Below are 17523 nucleotides of genomic sequence, written 5' to 3' on the forward strand. Positions count from 1 at the left end.
ATGTTGCGTTTATAAAATATGTTATGAAGATTGCAGCAAGTAGGCTTGCGGGCTGATTTCAACTTTGCATCTATCATGATCCCGATATTTTAAAAGTGCGAATTAAAATGGATGGATATTAAGTCGGTAAGTATAGTGAACTCGGTGCGGCTGCCAACATTAGCGACTTTTTTAGAGTTATCGGGTTAGAGTTATCGGAGCGATTTCTATGTAAAGGCAGGCACCGATCTGGTGCGTCGGTTGCCATATAAAACGGTTTACGGCGAACACATTTCATTAATGCTCGGAGATAGGAATATAAGGCTGGTTAAAATTTTTTAATCAAGTTTGCGCTTTTCTTTCGGTGGCGTAATGGACACGCTATTTTCAATAGTATCCCGTTCGGTGCGATTTACCCGATCTTTTTTCGAGGCCTGGTTATGGATCAAGGCGATTGCCGTCAAAATAACAATTAGCAGGATAAAGCCAATTAGCAAAAGGGGTTGGTTAATATAATCGTTCATAATGTTTTCCTCAGCATACGAACATTGAGTTGCCAGCAAGAGGCTTCTGCCCCTCGCTGGGAGGGTGTCGTTACACTACCGGAGGGTCGTTCTCACGCAGATAGACTCTGTGCGCAGCAACAGAGGCTTTGAACGCATTTAATGCAATCTCTAGCGAGTACTCATTTGTTGTTACTACGGCGAGGTCAGTTGAACCATCTGGTAACAACTCAGGAATATCCGCCGCTGACAGTAAATTATTGCCGTCACCTACAGCTAAAATTGCTTTACAGTGACGATATTGTTCGCGAATGAATTCCAGTGAATGCGCATCTGCAATGAGCGCATCGACAGCGGTTGAGCCGCTCGGGATTACAACAGCGTCATACAATACCGAGGGTGATGCTTCCAGAGTAATTTCCACATCCAATGATTCACCGCCGACTGTTTTAATCGATCCCAGGCGTGAACCTACCAAGCGTGGAATTGCCCCGCTGTCCAGTAAAGATGAATAGATAAATTGGACTGCTTCTGCATCTACACCGTCTGCAACCAGAATCGCAATGCGGCGTGTGCGCACGTTGGTACATCCAGGGCGTGATAGCAAAGATAGCGAAGGTGAAATTGGGTAGTTATGTATTGGCAGGTGTGATGCAAGTGGTGCGGCATCCGGCACTGCGAAGCCTAAATCATTTGCTACACGGGCAGCCAGTGATTCATCGACGTTACGCAATAGTGATACAACACGTTTGCGGATCGCAAGGATTTGAACTCGCGTTAGTTCAAAGCGAAATGCCGCAGCAATATGATTTTGCTCGATGATTGTTTGGCTGTGCCAGAACAAGCGGGCTTGCGAATAATGATCGGAAAATAATTCTGGTTTTCCACGCACCTTATCCCCTTCGGTGTGTTGCGGGTAACTTATATAGCCTGATGCACCTGCCTGAAAAGGGCATCCTCCCGCTAAAGAATTCGGTTCGTAACTTACGCGACCACGCGCAATGGCTTGTCGATGCATGCCGTCCCGTTGATTGTTGTGAACTTTTGCTATCGGGGCATTGATTGGAATTTCGTGAAAATTTGGCCCTCCCAACCGACTGAGTTGCGTATCAACGTAGGAATGTATTCTTCCTTGTAATAAAGGGTCATTCGTAAAATCAATGCCGGGGATAATATGCGCAGTACAAAATGCTACTTGTTCCGTCTCTGCAAAGAAATTATCCGGGTTTCGATTGAGCACCATTTTTCCAACGGGTGTTACAGGAATTAACTCTTCGGGAACAATTTTCGTTGGATCAAGTACATCAAAAGGAAATGCGTCGGCTTGCTCCTCGGTAAAAATCTGAATACCCAGCTCCCACTCTGGAAATTCTCCTGCCTCAATTGCTTCCCATAAGTCGCGGCGGTGATAATCCGCATCAGCTCCATTAATCTTTGCGGCCTCATCCCACACCAGTGAATGTGTTCCTGCGAGGGGCGTCCAATGGAATTTGCAAAAAACAGATTCGCCCGCAAAGTTAACTAGTCGAAAGGTGTGTACACCGAAGCCTTGCATTGTGCGATAGCTACGCGGAATAGCGCGGTCAGACATTTGCCACAGCAACATATGGGTGGATTCTGGAGTAAGCGATACAAAATCCCAAAAGGTATCGTGAGCACTGGAAGCTTGTGGCATCCCATGGTGTGGCTCGGGTTTCACTGCGTGTACCAGGTCAGGAAATTTCATTGCATCCTGGATAAAGAACACGGGAATGTTATTGCCCACTAAATCCCAGTTACCATCTTCCGTATAAAATTTTACCGCAAATCCGCGCACATCCCTGACGGTGTCAGCTGAGCCTCGCTCGCCTGCCACCGTTGAGAAACGGACGAAAACAGGTGTGCGTTTATTTGCCTCTGAAAATGGAATTGCACGGGTAATATCAGTTAAAGCTCCATAGCTTTCAAAGTATCCATGAGCTGCTGAACCTCGCGCATGAACTACGCGCTCGGGAATTCGCTCGTGATCAAAATGCGTAATTTTTTCGCGAAGAATAAAATCTTCCAATGCAGTGGGGCCACGTAAACCAACTTTTAGCGAATGCTGATTGTCAGCAACCGGAACGCCTTGATTAGTCGTTAACGCCTGCCCTGTGCTGTCAACGCGAACTCTATCCAAAGAGTCGATGGTGTTGTTGTCGCCAATGACAGGTTTATCATCGCCTACTTTTTCAGAATTATTTATTTCAGAGGTGGTACTTGATGTTACTGCTGGTGATGTTGGTTCAGCAGTTACTCCAGCACTAGGATTTAATGTTCCTTCACCGTATTCGGATGGTTTATTTTGGTTGTGTGGCATTGCCGCTGCAAGCTCCTGGGTACCTGTTACTTTTTCCAAAAGTCGCTGAGCTTCCAGATTGTCGCTGCCTACATCTTTTGGTGGCGATGCAGATGGTCCGCCAACGGTGCTTAACACAGATCCCGCGCCAATATTGTGTTCAATTTTCTTGGACATTTTTCTCTCCACTATACGGTTGTAAAATCAGTATGGGATGACGAGTGGTCGCTTAAAATGGTTTATGAAGTCATCATCAATTTAGAAATGCTTTGATTATCCTTGTTTGGCGAGGGCAGTCCGTTCGTTTGCACGCGTAATAAAAATTATTTTTTCTATGCGACATTTTTTATGTAATAAAAATATTTTCAGATTTTTTTGAGTTTCACATTTTAATTTATTAAATATTAAGCGTTCGCTGGCGAACGGATGAATATTGTGGTTGCAGTACATTACCGCTTCCACGGTCTGTTTTGTTCAAAAGCAATGAAACAGTCAGTCATATAGGAGAAATCATTATGAATTACGAAACTCGTGACACTTACGGCATTTATAAAACGAACCCTCTGCACAGCGACGGTAAAGGTCCTGGTCCTCGCTTGATGGGCGCTGACACTTTGAGTGGTAATGACGTTTATAATCGCTCCGAAGAAAATCTTGGCGACATTAAAGAAATTATGCTTGACGTTGCTAACGGAAAGATTAGTTATGCAGTATTGTCTTTCGGCTCATTTTTAGGTGTTGGTGGAAAATTATTTGCAGTGCCATGGAGTGCGCTCACATTGGATACGGAAAACAAACGATTCATTCTTGACGTCAGCAAGGAACGCCTTCAAAACGCTCCTGGGTTTGATAAGGATGATTGGCCTGATATGGCAGATGAAACATGGGCCAAGAATGTCCATAGTTACTATGGCAGCCAATATCAGGATCTGACCATAAAAAATTGATGTTGATGTGATTGAAAATCCCTCTTGTGAGGGATTTTTAATTTTGCTCTAATGGAATTGGATGTGCTTTTACTATTTTTTCTTCATGCGCGCGCGTAGAGCTGTGCTCCAAGCTCGCACGCGGGTATTTATTGATTTTATTGCCGAGCGTTTGAGTTATTGAAAATAATCTTGTCTCAAAAATCGAAAGCAGATGCACTTAATATTTCATGCATCTGCTTTTTTCACATTAATTAAGAATCATAAATATTAATTTTTATCTTAATTACACTATCTACATTTTATTAATATCCATAAGCGAATGCACTGCACGCCGCATTGACGTTACACGCACGCACACGGTATTGCTGTGGTGTATAACCGCCATACCACGCGCTATTGCTTGCGCCTGATGCGATACGTATCCAATTACCATTTTGATAAACATCAGTTTCGTAGTAGCTCGCGTTTGCTACCGCAGGCCAAGTGATTACAGTTACATTTGGTACTCTGCTAGGCGAAGGCATGGCAGGTACTGGTGTGGTTGTGGTGGTTACACTTATGGTGCTGATAGTTGAAGGCGTGCAACCGCTTAAATTGCATGCGCTAACTTTATAGCTGTAACTACCTGCTGACTGATTGGATGCGGTGTAGCTATAACTCAAATTTTGTTGCACAAGTGCCCAAGTCCCGTTGTTAAAAGAGCGCTCCAATTTGTATTGATCTGCGCGCGCGCCTTTGCTCCAGGACACAACATAATTACCATCAGTATCAGTGCTCGGAACGTTGATTGCCGATGCATCCGGTGCGGCTATGCCGGTAACGTTGACCACATGCGTACTACTAAATCCGCTATAGGCACCTTGCTGTGCGCTAGGGTTGTGCCATCTGGTTTGAAATTCGTAAATCCCAACTGCACTGAGATCTACATTAACTGAATAATCACGATAACCCACCACAAATGGTTGCCAACCGCCGTTATCTTTTCTTATCCAAATATCATTCAAAAAATAAGGCGTGTCCGGTAAAGATGGTGTCAGCAGAAAGCTGCCATCAGAATCAGAACTAGGGCCGGTAATACTTGGGTAGCCTGCGTTTGCAAAATTTGCATACCCAAAAAGTAACGCGCTACCTAATAGGCTGATTGTCCGGGAATTAATGAATTTCATATTATTATCCTCATAGAGCTGTTGTGTTAAAAAATGTGGAATACAAATAAAATTTGTATGACATTTTTTGCCGATGTTGATTTTCCTTGAGGCTGGTTAGGCCCCAAAATGACCCTAGCACCATATTTATTTATTGCTAGTTCACGAAAAATAATTCCCAAGAAATGAGAACGGCGCATTTGTTTATGTGTGTTTAAGCGAAATTATTTTATTTTTAGTGTGTAAAAGAAAAAACATTTATCTGATTGTTTTCTTGTGAAGAATAACGGGGAGAGATGTACCGAATGAGCCGCGCAAGTTGTGCGCGGCTCTAAATTACAATCTACTTCGACAACTGCTTTCTAAGGTGCCCATCAATCCTGTCAATCACATGCGAGAGGCAATTGATTGCTCGCTGCGGTAATTTAACCCGCTCATTAATCTCATCAAACAACACCTCCAGCAAACACGCTTGCGCCCACAACTGGTAAATCGCATCCTCATCTGTTCGGGAGGGCAATGGTTTGCAAATAACAGTCAGCACTTTGCCCTCAGGCGAATGAATTTCAAGGCGGGACTTTTTGAAAAACGTGTATTGGAGCTGATCGAGTTTAATAACAACAGACGTGGGGAACGGAGGAGGGGAAATCGTATTATCCATAATAAAAATCTCGTAGTTTGGTTGTGTGGCATTCGCACTCCATGAGGTCAGAAATCATGGAGGCGACTGAACAGGGTTCTGACCACCGGACCAAACCACACCGGCCCACCCGAAGGTGGCCCCGCCCAGCCGCCATAACAACAGGCAAAGCTGTACGAGGACATTAGATTTGCACCTAATGCCGGTTTGGACGCGGGGGTCAGAATCCCGACTGCGGGATTTACCGCAGCGGGGGCAGGTTAGGGGATGAGGGTGGGGTTGTCAACGAGAGTGGTAAATTGAAATGTGGCGTTATTTTAATCTTATGAGAGATGGCATATGCTTCAATTCGTAGCACTATCGTCTCATTCACACCAAGAGAGCGATATCACGTCTATATGGAATAAAAATATTAGGTAACACTGGCAACAGCCCGAGGAAACTTATGGATATTTTCACAAAATATAATAGAAAAGATATACATGACCGCCAAATAGATACATTGATTGGTTTAAGTAAGGGGCTGACTGCAGATGGGATAGTCAATAAAGACGAAGCTAATTTTCTTTATTCATGGCTAATTCAAAACCAGGCTGCTTCGGCAAATCCGTTAATTCAAAATTTACTTTTGAAAGTTGACTCAATGCTTGCGGATGGTCAGCTTGATGCGGATGGTCAGCTTGATGCGGATGAATCAGCTGAGCTCTTTTCTATTCTTCGATCCATATCCGGTGATGCATCAGAAATAGGCGAGTTAGCAAAAACTACTTCGCTTCCTATCAATGCTCCCGCGCCAAAAATACTATTTAAAAATAATGGTTTTCTATTTACTGGAACATGCGCTTTTGGCTCAAGGAAGCAATGCCAAGAAATCATAGAATCTTTAGGTGGAGTTAATGCTGGTAGCGTCACTAAATCCTTAAATTACTTAGTGCTAGGAACGTATGTCACTGATAGTTGGGCTCATGAAACATTCGGAAGAAAAATAGAAAAAGCCATTGAATATAGAAATGTTGGTGTACCTCTTTGTATTGTATCGGAAGCGCACTGGCTAATTGAGGCAGGCGTGTAAAGGCGCGATATTTATTACGTGCCGACCGAGATTAAGGTTGTAGTTTGGGTAGGATATTGGGATGAGGAAAGTACCTCATGTTACTATTTTGCTTTGTCAATCTGTGAATTAGCAGGAAATAAAAAATGGCTTCCAAATCAAATTTAGTAAATTTAGATGCAATGATAAAAAGGGCCGATTTTGCCTCAGAAGATAATGACGCAACAACCTTTGAAACTTTTAATAGCATTCCTGCCCGAGAGTTGGCTTCTGGGAATCCTATAGTTTCTCTTTTGAGAAAGCCTGATTTTCAGCGCGAGACAAACCACTGGGCTCCGGAGCAAGTAGTCTCCCTTTTAGAATGTTACATAAATGGTGATTTAATTCCATCCGTAATTCTGTGGAAGTCTCCAACTTATCTTTTTGTGATTGATGGGGGGCATAGGTTGAGTGTGATAAGAGCTTGGATTGAAGACGACTATGGAGATGGCCCGATATCTCATAAATTGTTTGGCCATGATATATCTACGGAGCAAAGAAAGGCTGCAGAAAAGACAAGAAAGCTGATTAATGAAAAAGTCGGTTCATGGAGCTATTATAAAACTCTTCTGGATGATGACGAAAATATTACCCCTGAACAGAAGCGGAGGTTATCTACCATTACTACCAGAGGTCTTTCAGTACAATGGGTAAAAGGAGATGCTGATAAAGCAGAAACATCATTTTTTAATATTAATATGAAGGGAACTCCCCTTGATGATATTGAAGAGCTGCTGTTAAAGAATCGGAAGCGTCCCATTCCAATAGCAGCGCGGGCTATAATTAGAGCAGGCAAGGGACATAGATACTGGTCAAGATTTCAGTTGGAGAAAACGGACCTTATTGAAAATGAAGCTTCAAAAATCCACAAACTTCTTTTCAGTCCGGAAATTGAAAAGCCAATTAGAACTTTAGATCTTCCGTTGGGTGGATCTAAGGGTGTGAGAAATGCCGTTCAAGTTTTAATTGATCTAATGTTAATTGCGAATAGGCAACAACAGAAGCCATTGCCAGTAATTGAAAGCTTTGCTGAAGATGTAGACGGGGTACTTACTGTATCGGTATTGAAAAATGCTAAAAGATTAATTTCTCGAATAACAGGGAATGGTGATGGAAGTTTGGGGCTTCATCCTGCTATCTATTTTTATGGACCATCCGGAAGGCACTCTAGTCCTATGTTTTTGGGGACAGTCTCATTAATAGGTCAAAAAATTGCCAATAACGACTCAGATTTTTTTAAGAAATTTACTTTGGTTAGGCATAGTCTTGAAGTAATTCTTATCGAGAATAAAGAACTTGTGGCAACAATAATTCAAAAGCATTTGAGCAGAAACCGTGTGGCCAAATACCATGATTTTTTACAAGTACTTGTGGATTCTTTATCTAAAGGAATGAATGTTGAGTCGAATGATTTGGTAAAGTTTTCTCAGTTAGAGGGAAAAGTTATTGCTGGCGATTTTAGGTCAAATACATCAAGAATATCGGATGAAACAAAGAGCAAAATTTTTATAAATGTAGCGTTGAATAGTGCTTTGAAATGTCCAATCTGCCAAGGTTATTTGGATGTTGAGAAGTCGGTATCATACGATCATATTGAGCGAGTAAGAGACGGTGGGCTTGGTGGTGTTGACAATTGTCAACTGACGCATCCCTACTGCAACCAATCAGTTAAAAACTAAAGATTTGAATAGGCCATACAACTAACCTAAGCGAAATTGTATATTTTTATTTTCGCGGTTTATGTCTGAACTCCAAGTCTGTCTAAAGTATGGAATTAATGCCAAAAAAAAGCCCCGTTATTTGCATAACGGGGCTTTTCTATATGTGGTGCCCAGGAAAGGACTTGAACCTTCACGGCCGTAAGGCCACCAACACCTGAAGCTGGCGTGTCTACCAATTTCACCACCTGGGCATGCTCAGCAAGCTGAGGCCGCGCACTATAAATAGCGGCCATAGGGCTGTCAACAGGGTTTTCGGTTTTATTTGTAGGTTTGTCATGATTGCTGCCCTATAATCCTTTTATGACCGCCAGGAACGTTCGAAAACCGCCAATATTGATCACAGGATGCCCAATTGACTAAACGTAAAGCCCCGCCCCGCGATGCTTTCGCCGCGCGCGAAGCCGAAAAATACGAAAATCCCATTCCCAGCCGCGAGTATATCCTCGACCTTCTCGATAGCGCCGATCAGCCAGTTACACACGAGCAAATGTGCGTGATGTTGAAGCTTACGGGCGACGACCAGATTGAAGCCCTGCGCCGCCGTTTGATCGCCATGGCGCGCGATGGACAGCTGATCAGCAACCGCCGCGATGCCTATGTGCGCCTCGATAAGATCGATGTGGTGCGTGGCCGGGTGCAAGGGCATCGCGATGGTTACGGGTTTGTGATTCGCGCTGACGGGGGCGAGGACATATATCTGCACAACCGCCAGATGCGCAAAGTGTTTGATGGCGACGAAGTGATTGTGCGGCTCTCGGGCGAGCAGTATCGCGGTAAGGAGGAAGGCGCGATTGTCGATGTGCTGATCCGCAATACCACGCAATTGGCAGGGCGTTTTTTCAATGAAGAAGGCGTGCAGTTTGTACGCCCGGAAAACCCGCGCATCACCCACGACATTATGATTCCGTTTGGCTCCTATGGCGGTGCGAAACACGGGCAAATCGTGGTGGCGGAAATCACCCAGCAGCCGGATAAAAATCGTTTGCCGACCGGCCGCGTTATCCAGGTGTTGGGCGACCATATGGCGCCGGGCATGGAGATCGAATTGGCGATCCAGGCGCACGGCATTCCGAGCGAGTGGCCGAGCGCAGCGCTGGCAGAAGCGGCGCAGTTATCCCATGAAGTGCTGGAGAAAGATAAATTACATCGTGTTGATGTGCGTCATTTACCTTTCGTCACAATTGATGGTGAAGACGCGCGCGATTTTGATGACGCGGTCTTGTGTGAACGTCGCAAAGGCGGCTGGCGTTTGTATGTAGCGATTGCCGATGTATCGCATTATGTTCCGGTGGAAAGTGCGCTGGATGTAGAAGCGCGCGCGCGCGGCAACTCGGTGTATTTCCCCGATTATGTTGTGCCCATGTTGCCCGAGGCAATTTCAAACGGCTTGTGTTCGTTGAATCCCCATGTTGATCGTTTGTGCATGGTGTGCGAGATGAACATTAGTGATTCCGGGCGCATTACCGGTTATCAATTTTATGAAGGCGTGATGCATTCCCATGCGCGTCTGACCTACACCAAAGTGGGCGAAATCCTCACCGGTGAAGGCGATGCCCGCACTGCGCTGCGCGAAGAATATAAAGCTGTTGTTCCGCAGCTGGAATTGCTGCACAAGTTGTATGAATGTTTACGTGTTGCGCGCGATGAGCGCGGCGCAATCGATTTTGAAACAACGGAAACACGCATCCAGTTTAATGAAGATCGTAAAATCGAACGCATTGTTCCAATCAAACGTAACGATGCACATAAATTAATTGAAGAGTGCATGCTGTGCGCGAACGTCTGTGCCGCTAAATTTATCGAGAAGCATAATCTGCTCGGTTTATTCCGTGTGCATGAAGGTCCGACCGAAACCAAGCTCGCGAATTTGCGCGCATATTTGTCGGAGTTGGGGTTAGGTTTGGCGGGTGGCGATAAACCAACGCCGGGCGATTACCAACAATTGTTGCAAATGATCCAGGGCCGCAGCGATGGGCATTTGATCCAGACGGTTATGCTGCGCAGTTTGCGTCAGGCGATGTATCAAGTAGAAAACCACGGCCACTTTGGTTTGGGTTATGAAGCTTACACGCACTTTACCTCACCGATTCGCCGCTATCCCGATTTGCTGGTGCATCGCGCAATCCGTTCGATCGTGCGCAGCACTGAACCGAGCACTCATGTGCGCCGTGTTGATACTGCGAAAGCAATTCCGAAAAAATTTATTTACCCTTATACCGCCAGCGACATGGTGGTATTTGGTGAACAATGCTCGCGCACTGAGCGCCGCGCGGATGAAGCAACACGCGATGTCGTGAGCTGGTTGAAGTGTGAATATCTGCGTGATCAAGTGGGCGCGGTTTACGATGGTCACGTGAGTGCTGTTACCAGCTTTGGTTTGTTTGTTGAACTCAATGAATTGTATGTCGAAGGTCTAATTCACATTACCTCATTGCCGCACGATTACTATCGCTTTGAGCCAGCGCAACAGCGTTTGGTTGGCGAGCGTACGCGCAAAGTGTTTGGTCTGGGCGATGAATTGGTCGTGCGGGTTGTGCGTGTGGATCTGGATAATCGCAAAATCGATTTTGAACTCGAATCTGCCAATGCTATTCGTCGCCCCAAATCATCCGTTAAACCGAAAGTGGCCAAGCGCGGTGCAAAACCGACGGGCAAAAAATCCTTCACCGATAAGCTGGCTGGCGATAAAGCAGTTGCCGCATCCGTTGCAAAAACAACTGCAGATGTTGCTGGCAGTGGCAAAAAAGCTGCAGCATCAACGCTAGTGGTGAAGCGAGTGGAGAATGAAAAGCCGGCGGTAAAAAAATCGTCTGGCAAAAAATCTACTGCACAACCCGCAGCTAAAAAGCCTTCATCGAAGAAGCCATCTGCGAAAAAAGTAGTTGCTCCTAAAGCGAGTGCTAAAACCAAAGCGGGCGGTAAAAAATCGACCACAGGCACCGCGATTGTAAAAACAGAAATCGCAAAAAAAGTAGTGGTGAAAAAAATAGCTGATGCTGCTCCTGCAGCCAAAACGCCAGCTGCAAAGTCACCCGCGAAGAAGGCGCCAGTAGTAAAAGCATCTGCAAACAAAGTGGCTGCTAGTAAAGTGCCGGTAACAAACGAATCAGCAGCTAAAGCAGCTGTTAGTAAAAAGCCTGTGAAAAAAGTGGCAGAGACGAGCGCAGCAGCACCCAAAAAAGTAACGGGAGCCAAGGCTGCAACTGTTAAACCCAAAAGTGAGGTTGATCATGGCCGTAAAAATGCGAAAGCTGCAATCAAGGCAACGTCAGCAACAGTTCAATCGCCTGCGTCAAAGGCTGCAAAGGGAAAGGCTGTCGCTAAGCCTGCGACGCCAGTTACTAAAAGACCGGTGGCTAAGGGTAAGGCAAAGGAGTGATCGTTGGTTGCAAAGTGAGAACTTTGTTTTCGACGAAACGTTAAACCGTGAAATTTATGTAGTGAAAGACCGGATTTTGCGCGAGCGTGAAACGCGCATATCCGAGCGTTAAACAAATGGGCGCAATCGCCTAATCGTTAAGGTAAGTGTTTTGAAACGTGAACATATTTTTGGCTTGCACGCTGTGCAGGCATTATTAAAAAGCGCGCCGCAACGTGTAATCGAAATTTACATGGTGCAGGGACGCAATGACCAGCGCTTGCAAAAAATTGTCAATGCAGCGCAGAGCAATGGCATTCATTGCCAAGTGGTAAACCGCAACAAATTGGATGATCTGGTTGGTGATGAAAATCACCAGGGCGTTATTGCAGTCTGTACGCCCGGTGAAACATACGATGAAGCCTGGCTGTTTAATTTGATTGAAAATCTGAACGAGCCGGCGTTTTTGTTGATCCTTGATGGCGTGACTGATCCGCATAACCTTGGCGCATGTATGCGCTCGGCGGAAGCGGCAGGTGTACATGCGGTTATTGCACCTAAAGATAAATCGGCAGGCTTAACGCCCATCGCACGTAAAGTGGCTTGTGGTGCGGCTGAAGTGTTGCCGTTTATTCCGGTGACAAATCTGGCGCGTACTTTGAAGAACCTGCAAGAAAAAGGCATCTGGTTGTTTGGTGCGGCGGGTGAAGCGGAGCATTCGGTTTACGATTCCAACCTCACCGGTCCGGTTGGTATTTTGATGGGTGCTGAAGGCGATGGTTTGCGTCGCCTCACGCAAGATACCTGCGACCACCTAATGAATATTCCTATGGCGGGCACGGTAAGCAGTTTGAATGTATCGGTTGCGACAGGTATTTGTTTGTTTGAAGCAGTGCGTCAGCGCCGCAAGAGTTAAGCCGCCTTCTCGAACACTGGCGCGCAAGTATTTAAAATAAATTGCGCGCCACGTCTATATTTCCCAATCATATATCCCTCATTCTTTTTGCTGAGTTACGCGAAGTTTTCTTCTAATGAAAAGAAAATTTCGCGTAACTGTTATCTTTTGGTCACATTCCTCATTGCCATACCTGAAAACGGGTGATATATAAGGCAACGTTGTCATTAGCTGTTTTGCCCTAAAAATAATAATCCAGCAGTAAATCGGGTTTGGATAAACCTGATGATAGTGACCAGAAGGAACTCATGCCCGAGTTGCCAGGATAGGTGTGTTTCCCCAAGTACAGTGATTTATTTAAAAGTACGGCGAATTTATTTGATAGTACGACTAGTTTATTTGACGCTGAAAATAAATCAGTACTGCTCCACGGGACACCCAAAAAATCTCAAAAGACACCGCTAAATCCAAAGAAATTTTCTTATTTCTTTGCGGGATTCTTTTGCCTAAAAAAATACAAAGAGAGTGAGGGGAATATGAAAAATAAAATGAATAAAAAGTATTTGTTAGCACTTGCCGCGCTTTGTGTGAGCGGCATATCAACCAGTGCGCTCGCAGTCGATTGTTCAAGTTTGCCCGCGTGGAATGCCACAGCTGCCTACGGTAGCGGTTCACAAGTAAAAGAAGCGGGAAATGCTTACAAAGCCAATTGGTGGTCGCAAGGTCACAATCCGGTTAATTTTTCTGGCCAATGGCAAGAGTGGTCATTAGTGGGCGCTTGCGATGGCGCTGTGTCGTCATCATCGAGGAGTTCGACTCAACCTTCTTCCAGTATTGCGCCTAGCTCGCGCTCATCCAGCTCAGTTGCAATTACCAGTTCATCTATCTCCGGCGGCAATTGCACATCGCCACAATATGCGGCTGGCACTAATTATTCTGCCGGGCAACTAGCGCAAAACTCAGGCAGTGAATATCGCTGCACCGTCGCCGGTTGGTGTGGTTCTACCGCTGCATGGGCTTATGCTCCAGGTACTGGTGCCCACTGGCAAATGGCCTGGGAGTTGGTTCGCTCTTGTGGTGCGGTATCAAGCAGTACGCCCAGCAGTGTTGCTCCAAGTTCCAGCTCTTCAAGTCGTTCCGCGATTCCATCGAGCAGATCTTCAAGCTCTACTGGTAATACCGGTGGCCGCGTTCCGGGTGATGCAGCCGCGCTACCGAAACATGCATTGGTCGGTTATTGGCACAACTTCGATAACGGCAGCGGTTTGATCCGTTTGGCGGATGTCGATGCATCCTGGGATGTGATTGTTATCGCCTTCGTGGATGACGCCGGTAACGGTAACGTGGAGTTCCGTCTTGATCCCGCGCTGAATAAAGCACAGTTCATTGCCGATGTTGCTGCAAAACGCGCGCAAGGCAAAAATATCGTGCTGTCGTACGGCGGTGAGAAAGGCACTGTGACCCTGAATAACTCCACTAACCTGGCTAACTTCGTTAACAGCACTGCGGCAATCGTCAACGAATACGGTTTTGATGGGGTGGATATCGATCTGGAAAGCGGCGCTGGTGTTATGCACGGTGCACCAGTGATCGGCAATATGGTGTCGGCGATCAAACAACTGCATGCCATGTTCCCGGATCTCTATGTGTCTATGGCGCCTGAGCATCCCTATGTGCAGGGTGGTTATGTGGCTTACTCCGGCATCTGGGGCGCTTACTTGCCGATGATCGACCAACTGCGTAACGAGTTGGATCTGTTACACGTGCAGCTGTACAACAACGGCGGTCTGGCGACTCCATACTCTGCGCAAGCCTACCAAGCAGGTACTGTGGACATGATGGTGGCCTCGGCACGTATGCTGATTGAAGGCTTCCCACTGGCCTATGGTTCTGCGGGTGCATTTAAAGGCCTACGTCCTGATCAGGTTGCCCTTGGTCTGCCATCTGGTCCACGCGCTGCCGGTTCAGGACAGGCGAGCACGGCGGATATCAACCGTGCGGTTGAATGTCTGGCAAAACGCACTAATTGCGCGAATACCGTGCCCTTGGTTGCCTATGCTGATTTCCGTGGCGTGATGACCTGGTCGATCAATTGGGACGTGAAAGATGGCCGTATCTTCTCCATCCCGGTCGGTAACTACCTGAAAACCTTGCCATAAGCACTAAGTCCCACTGAAAGGCATAGGCTCAAAAGGCCTGTGCCTTTCAGTGCGGCGAGACCTACCGCAAGTCTGAAAACGCCCGCGTTCATCCCGTGGGCGTTTTTTATTGGTGATAGCCTCTGCTATCCTTGCTCTGGGAATTCTTAGTCTGTGAACTAAAGTCCCGTGAATTCACCTGACGAATTCTCTCTGCCCGCACGGCAAGCGGCGCCTGCATAATATTAATAATCGGATTTTTTATGCCTACTATTTTAAGAATGGTTAAGTTACTGCTGGTTGTAACACTGGTTCACGTAGTATCCGCTTGCGCACCCAAGGTGGGCAGCCCGGAGTGGTGTAAAGCCATCGAAGAAAAACCCAAGGGCGATCTCACCTTGAATGAGGCCAAGGATTACGCCAAACATTGTGTGTTTAAATAAGCCACTGGCTCGCATTTATAATTAGAATCCACAGCCGGTTAGACTACCCCTGCCACGAGGGTTGGCCGCGCTTAAATGAGAAAGGCCCAATGAAAACCAACTTTCTAAATATCCACGACCTGGTGTTAGTCCTCACCGCGGTCGAGTGCTGTGTATTGGCGGTATTATTAAATTTGATACCGGCCAAACATTTACAGCCGCGCCGAATTTTATCGTCATTTTTTTTGTTGATTGCACTGGTACTGACAACCACCTTGATTGTCTGGAATGGCGATCTAAAAGATATTCCGATTAATCACTCGCCGTTTGTGATTACGATTTTATCGGCCTGCTTATTGTTGCAAGGGCCGGTACTTTATTTTTATATGCGCTCGCTTTCGCAATCGGTTGAAGTGTTGCGCTGGCGAAATTTGATTCATTTGTTGCCCGCGTGCATCGCCGCTGTTTTATTGGTGATCTTTGATATCGATAGCCTTGAGTGGCAACCAGTCACCGAATTAACCGGCGCAGAAAACGCAGTCGTTGCATTCGTGTGGGCCTTGGTAAAACTCTCGCCGCTCGGTTACATCATCGCGTGTGTGATTGCGGAATATAAATTGCGCGATAATTTAAAACACCTGTACGCCGATATTTCTACCTCGGAATTAAAACTCGCCGATGTAGTGCTCGCTGGTTTTTGTTTGCATTGGCTCTGGTCGCTGCTTGCTTATATTCTCGAAGGCATGGTGAGTGCATCGGTGAGCGATACGCTGGGTATTATCGATAACTATCTCACCGTGATTTTGGTTAACGGGTTATTCGTGTTTGGTTTGATCAACACCCGCCAATTGCTCAGCGTACATGTGGTGCCGGTTGCCAAACCCGTGCAGCCAACCAAGATGGATCACAAAGTGACCATCATTGAAAAAGCGATTCATGAAGATAAATTGTTCCTGGAGAGCAATATCAATCTCGAGCGTTTTGCCGAGCAGATTGGTTTAAAGCCGCGCGATATTTCGGCAATACTGAAAATGCACTATCAATCGAATTTTTTCGAGTTCATCAATCGCTATCGCGTAGAAGAAGCCAAGCGTTTGTTGGCATCACCTGAATTAAAAGATGAAACCATTCTGGAGATCATCTATAAATCCGGCTTCAATAGCCCTTCCGCCTTCCACCGCTTTTTCAAACGCATGGTAGGCGTAACCCCCACCGAATTCCGCCAGCGCGGTGATGCGAGTCAATCAAGCTGATCATTTGCAAGGCTAAATAAAAAAGCCCGCTCGATAAATCAGCGGGCTTTTTTATTGGTCGCAATTATGTAGGAATTAAGGTAGGGCAACGGATTTGAAGCGGGCGATAACTTGGCCGGAATTATCTTGCAGGTCGAGTTGGTCGCCTTTCAGACTGTAGGTTGCCACTTTGGTCAGCGCTTCATTGAATGCGGCGGATTGTTCCATTCCATCCATACACGCCATCTTGGTGCCGGCTAATTGGCCCAGAGTTAGTTTGTTTCCGTCGAGTGTGTAGCTCCCCATCATGCGGTTGCAGCCATCGGAGCCTGATACGCGATTTTCTGCATCCAACACAATATGGGGTTCGCGCTGGTTATCGCTGACGGTGGTTTTGGAATTGTTTAATTCAATAAGTTTCCAATAAGAATTTACAAGATCAACCGTGTTGTCAGTCTCTGCTTCTTTTGCTTGTTTCACTTCTTCTGCCAGTGCAGCAGCTGCAGATGCGGGCGTTACCGTAACGTGTTGTGGTGGGTTGGTTGCGTCTTCTTGCTTGGGGCCGCAGGCTGTTGTTACTAACACTAGCGTTGATAATAAGCTAATCATTTTAATGTTCATCGTTAAGACTCCTTAAATGGATGGCCAATAAAATAACGGATTTGGCTAAAGCACTTTTTGCCAATAACCTACGTCAATCCAACGCTCAAATTTCCGGCCTACTTCTGTGAAGTGGGCGATTTGTTTAAAGCCAAAGCGTTCATGCAATTTTGCGCTGGGCTCATTGGGAATTGCGAGGCATCCGAGCAATGTGTGACAACCTTTTGCTTTAAGTTGTTCAATTAATTCCGCATAAAGTGCGCTGCCATAACCTTTTTGTGTCGCGTCATGCTTCAAATAAACGGTGACTTCAGCGGTGTGTTTATAGGCGCTGCGCTCTTTCCATTTGCTGGCGTAGGCGTAACCCATAATTTCACCGGCGTCTTCGCATACTAGCCAGGGATAGAGTTTCGTATAGGTATCAATCCGCTCGTGCATTTGCGCGCTGGTGAGCGGTACTTCTTCAAAGGTGATTACTGTGTGTTCAATGTAGTGATTGTAGATCGCGCAGACAGCGGCAACATCGCTGGCGCTACAGGGGCGAATAATCATGC

Annotated in this window: 14 protein-coding genes and 1 tRNA gene; 8 read left to right on the forward strand and 7 right to left on the reverse strand. The window is 46.1% G+C overall.

Features of this window, described 5'->3' with window-relative positions; all coding sequences use genetic code 11:
- Nucleotides 1-317 precede the first annotated feature (317 nt).
- Entirely contained in the window at nt 318-503 is a 186-nt protein-coding gene (locus AAGC78_RS17125) for a hypothetical protein (RefSeq protein WP_435785320.1), read from the reverse strand.
- A 70-nt stretch (nt 504-573) separates the two neighbouring features.
- Nucleotides 574-2976 (reverse strand): catalase, encoded by a 2403-nt coding sequence (locus AAGC78_RS17130; RefSeq protein ID WP_435785321.1) that lies wholly within the window; start codon nt 2974-2976, stop codon nt 574-576.
- 338 nt (nt 2977-3314) lie between these two features.
- On the opposite strand from AAGC78_RS17130, the gene AAGC78_RS17135 reads away from it, so the two are divergent.
- Nucleotides 3315-3746 (forward strand): PRC-barrel domain-containing protein, encoded by a 432-nt coding sequence (locus AAGC78_RS17135; protein WP_435785322.1) that lies wholly within the window; start codon nt 3315-3317, stop codon nt 3744-3746.
- 284 nt (nt 3747-4030) lie between these two features.
- Here the strand turns inward: AAGC78_RS17135 and AAGC78_RS17140 are convergent, their stop codons facing one another.
- Nucleotides 4031-4894 (reverse strand): hypothetical protein, encoded by an 864-nt coding sequence (locus AAGC78_RS17140; protein WP_435785323.1) that lies wholly within the window; start codon nt 4892-4894, stop codon nt 4031-4033.
- A gap of 322 nt (nt 4895-5216) precedes the next feature.
- A complete protein-coding gene (locus AAGC78_RS17145; protein ID WP_435785324.1) occupies nt 5217-5534 on the reverse strand; it encodes a hypothetical protein in 318 nt (105 codons plus the stop codon).
- A 424-nt stretch (nt 5535-5958) separates the two neighbouring features.
- Here AAGC78_RS17145 and AAGC78_RS17150 point away from each other — a divergent pair, with 424 nt between their 5' ends.
- Together AAGC78_RS17150 and AAGC78_RS17155 are read left to right on the forward strand one after the other, a co-directional pair.
- Complete coding sequence (locus tag AAGC78_RS17150; RefSeq protein WP_435785325.1) at nt 5959-6585, forward strand: BRCT domain-containing protein; 627 nt, start codon at nt 5959-5961, stop codon at nt 6583-6585.
- 125 nt (nt 6586-6710) lie between these two features.
- Nucleotides 6711-8282, forward strand: coding sequence for a GmrSD restriction endonuclease domain-containing protein (locus AAGC78_RS17155; protein WP_435785326.1), 1572 nt, complete (start codon nt 6711-6713; stop codon nt 8280-8282).
- Between the two features lie 146 nt (nt 8283-8428).
- Here the strand turns inward: AAGC78_RS17155 and AAGC78_RS17160 are convergent.
- Nucleotides 8429-8515 (reverse strand) — tRNA-Leu (locus AAGC78_RS17160).
- Between the two features lie 161 nt (nt 8516-8676).
- On the opposite strand from AAGC78_RS17160, the gene rnr reads away from it, so the two are divergent.
- The 5 genes from rnr (at nt 8677) to AAGC78_RS17185 (ending at nt 16390) form a co-directional block, all read left to right on the forward strand.
- The gene (rnr, locus tag AAGC78_RS17165; protein WP_435785327.1) at nt 8677-11703 is read left to right on the forward strand and encodes a ribonuclease R; all 3027 of its coding nucleotides are present in this window, start codon (nt 8677-8679) and stop codon (nt 11701-11703) included.
- Nucleotides 11704-11854: 151 nt separating this feature from the next.
- Nucleotides 11855-12598, forward strand: a complete 744-nt coding sequence (gene rlmB, locus AAGC78_RS17170) for a 23S rRNA (guanosine(2251)-2'-O)-methyltransferase RlmB (RefSeq protein ID WP_435785328.1) — start codon at nt 11855-11857, stop codon at nt 12596-12598.
- A gap of 515 nt (nt 12599-13113) precedes the next feature.
- Entirely contained in the window at nt 13114-14736 is a 1623-nt protein-coding gene (locus AAGC78_RS17175) for a chitinase (RefSeq protein ID WP_435785329.1), read from the forward strand.
- Between the two features lie 242 nt (nt 14737-14978).
- Nucleotides 14979-15158 (forward strand): DUF3012 domain-containing protein, encoded by a 180-nt coding sequence (locus tag AAGC78_RS17180; protein WP_435785330.1) that lies wholly within the window; start codon nt 14979-14981, stop codon nt 15156-15158.
- 89 nt (nt 15159-15247) lie between these two features.
- Entirely contained in the window at nt 15248-16390 is a 1143-nt protein-coding gene (locus AAGC78_RS17185) for a helix-turn-helix domain-containing protein (RefSeq protein WP_435785331.1), read from the forward strand.
- A 75-nt stretch (nt 16391-16465) separates the two neighbouring features.
- On the opposite strand, the gene AAGC78_RS17190 is transcribed toward AAGC78_RS17185, so the two are convergent.
- Together AAGC78_RS17190 and AAGC78_RS17195 are read right to left on the reverse strand one after the other, a co-directional pair.
- The gene (locus tag AAGC78_RS17190) at nt 16466-16990 is read right to left on the reverse strand and encodes an META domain-containing protein (RefSeq protein ID WP_435785332.1); all 525 of its coding nucleotides are present in this window, start codon (nt 16988-16990) and stop codon (nt 16466-16468) included.
- Between the two features lie 45 nt (nt 16991-17035).
- The gene (locus tag AAGC78_RS17195; protein WP_435785333.1) at nt 17036-17521 is read right to left on the reverse strand and encodes an arsinothricin resistance N-acetyltransferase ArsN1 family B; all 486 of its coding nucleotides are present in this window, start codon (nt 17519-17521) and stop codon (nt 17036-17038) included.
- Nucleotides 17522-17523 lie beyond the last annotated feature (2 nt).

This window comes from Cellvibrio sp. (genome assembly GCF_039207905.1).
Taxonomy (GTDB): domain Bacteria; phylum Pseudomonadota; class Gammaproteobacteria; order Pseudomonadales; family Cellvibrionaceae; genus Cellvibrio.